2 protein-coding genes are annotated in these 2,115 nt (G+C 67.2%); both read right to left on the reverse strand.

The genetic code is table 11. From position 1 onward, the window contains the following. The coding region (locus AC5E6L_RS14890) for a DEAD/DEAH box helicase family protein (protein ID WP_491774344.1) at window positions 1-1,423 on the reverse strand (1,423 nt) is incomplete at its 3' end. A gap of 225 nt (window positions 1,424-1,648) precedes the next feature. Next, the coding region (locus AC5E6L_RS14895) for a zinc metallopeptidase (RefSeq protein ID WP_491774346.1) at window positions 1,649-2,115 on the reverse strand (467 nt) is incomplete at its 5' end.

A 2,115-nucleotide genomic window follows, 5' to 3' on the forward strand; every position in this document is an offset into this window, starting at 1 on the left:
TATATTGCTGCGCCACCAGATCGGCGAGCATTTGGCGCTGGTCGAGCCGGTCGCCGACCTGCATCTGGAAGGTCATCGCCGTATAGGTCTCCACCGAGCCGATGCCGTAGATGCAGGAGACCGAGGCGACGATCACCACATCGTCGCGTTCGAGAAGGGCACGGGTGGCCGAATGGCGCATCCGGTCGATCTGCTCGTTGATGGTCGATTCCTTCTCGATATAGGTATCGGTGCGCGGCACGTAGGCTTCGGGCTGGTAATAGTCGTAATAGGAGACGAAATATTCGACCGCATTGTCCGGAAAGAACGATTTCATCTCGCCGTAGAGCTGGGCGGCCAGCGTCTTGTTCGGGGCGAGGATGATCGCCGGGCGCTGCGTCCGCTCGATCACCTTGGCCATGGTGAAGGTCTTGCCGGAGCCGGTGACGCCGAGCAGGGTTTGGGTGCGCTCGTTCTCGAAAACACCGGCGTCATCCATTTCCCCTTCCCCTCGTCCTTCGACGGGCTCGGGGTGTGATGAAGGCGAAGGTCGAGCATCTGGTGCAGGGCCCAACCCCTCCACCAGGTCGGCGATCGCGGTGGGCTGGTCGCCGGCCGGTTCATAGTCGGTGACCATCTTCAGCGGGATGCCGCCCTCGGACTTCTCGGGCCGTTCGGGGCGGTGCGGCACCCACATCCTGCCGTCCTTGAACAGCGGGTTGCCGGCATCGATAAGCCGTTTGAGCGCTTCGACCGTCGCGGTCACGCCCGAGGTCGCGGCCAGTTGCTCGGCCTCCTCCAGCCCCACATTCAGGCCGGCGACCGGGTTGAGGCCCGCCGCCGCGCGTTCCCTGGGGTCGTTGGTGCCGCCGATCGACACGCCGCCGCCGGTGCGCTTGTCGCCGACCGAATAGGTTCGGTCGGCTTTTTGCCTTGCTCCCGCCTTGCGCTTGCCCCCGCTTTCGCCGGGGGTCGAGGTGCGACCGTCGCTGCGGCCCTGCGGGCCGGAACCGGGCTTCTTGCGATGCCTGCCGGCGGTTTCCGCCCCGTCCTCAAGCTTCAGGCTTTCGCCCTCGCCGGCGGCGCCATTGCCCGCTTTCAGGCGGTGCTTTCCGGCTCGGGAGCGAATCGCTCGCATCTCCGCGTCGCGCTGCTCGCGCGCGGCGTGATCTTCGAGCTGCCTGATCCAGTCCTCGATGGAACCGCCGGATGCCGGCGCGGGGGCGTCTGCCGCCGGGCCTTGCCCGTCCTTCTCGCTCGGCTCGAAGGGCGCCCCGGTGATCGCCGGTTGCGGCGCTTCCTCAAAGCCTCCTTGTCCGCTCTCGCTGTCGCCGCGTTGCGGCTCGCTGCGCGCGCCATCAGGCGCGACGGCCGGCCGGCCTTGCCCCGCCCCGCTCGGTTTCGCGGCGGAGGGTTTGCCGGTCTTTTTCGTCTTCCTGGCCATGGCGCCAATATGGGAGAATAGCTGTGCGAAGGAAAGGCCGGTCCGGCGCGTCCACACCCTGCTGCCGATACGGCCGCAGAACCTTGAAAGGGCGCCAGGCCCGAAACCTGAACCCCATGGGTCCTAGAGCGTTTCCGCGTTTCGTGGAAACGCAGCTCCGCTCTACCCTTTTGCTTTGTCGCTTGTCTTATCGGCTCCGGTGGTTCCACCTTCGCCGGACGCGCTCTAGCGCAACAGCCGCACCCAGCGGGCCAGGTCGATCAGGCTCATAAGGGCGGCGGCGACATAGGTGAGGGCGGCGGCCTTCAGCACGGCCCGGGCGCCGTCCATGTCCTGGGGCCGCAGATAGCCGCCCTCGCGCAGGATCGGAAGCGCCTTGCCGAAGCTGGCGTCATATTCGACCGGCAGCGTGACCAGGTGCACCAGCACGCGGATCGCAAGAAGTCCGATGCCGATCGCTGCCATGGCCACAAAGGCGCCCGGCGTGCGGGCGACCAATGCGAGCACCGGCGCGGCGATGAAGAAGAGCGCCGCGAACCGGTCGGTGATCTGCGCGACGCCGACCAGCGCCTGGCGCAGCTTCAGTCCGCGTTCGCCGCGATGATGCTGGATGGCATGGCCCACCTCGTGCGCGGCGATGGCGACCGCCGTCAGGCTCGCCTTGGCATAGGTGTCGGCCGACAGGCGGACCA

Source organism: Roseitalea sp., assembly GCF_984466335.1.